Raw genomic sequence first — 644 nt, forward strand, 5'->3', positions numbered from 1 at the left:
CTGCCTTCAATACCCTATGAATTCAGGTAAAGATACTGTTCCATTACGAACAGTGGGTTTCCCCATTCGGAAATCTCCGGATCAAAGCTTACTTACAGCTCCCCGAAGCATATCGGTGTTAGTACCGTCCTTCATCGGCTCCTAGTGCCAAGGCATCCACCGTGCGCCCTTTCTAACTTAACCTTCAAACAAATGATCAGCTTCGAATCTCTTCGTCAGCCGCGCTTTCTCAGATCCTCACGTACCTACTAAGTACGCTCCGGTCTTCGCTCGCTTGCTTCCTCGACCTTCTCGCTGCTGATTTGTTTTGGTTTCTCTTATTAAATATAAGAGAGAAAACTAAAATGGCGATTACTCGGTTCTTTCTTTTGCCTTCTTCATTACGATTATCTAGTTTTCAAGGAACAAAACCGCAGATTCAATCACTATGTGATTTCACCCTCGGAGTTTATGGTGGAGCCTAGCGGGATCGAACCGCTGACCTCCTGCGTGCAAGGCAGGCGCTCTCCCAGCTGAGCTAAGGCCCCGTTACATAGATGGTGGGCCTAAATGGACTCGAACCATCGACCTCACGCTTATCAGGCGTGCGCTCTAACCAGCTGAGCTATAGGCCCACATAACAGGTATTTAATTGAGGTTTTCGA

Annotated in this window: 2 tRNA genes and 1 rRNA gene; all 3 read right to left on the reverse strand. The window is 47.7% G+C overall.

The window, feature by feature from the left end:
- A 23S ribosomal RNA gene (locus tag HRJ06_RS22890) occupies positions 1–183 on the reverse strand; the annotation flags it as partial.
- Positions 184–451: 268 nt separating this feature from the next.
- Positions 452–527, reverse strand: a tRNA-Ala gene (locus HRJ06_RS22895).
- Between the two features lie 10 nt (positions 528–537).
- Positions 538–614: transfer RNA gene (locus tag HRJ06_RS22900), tRNA-Ile, on the reverse strand.
- Positions 615–644: the final 30 nt, after the last annotated feature.

This window comes from Mesobacillus harenae (assembly GCF_013343715.1).
Lineage (GTDB): Bacteria > Bacillota > Bacilli > Bacillales > Cytobacillaceae > Mesobacillus_A > Mesobacillus_A harenae.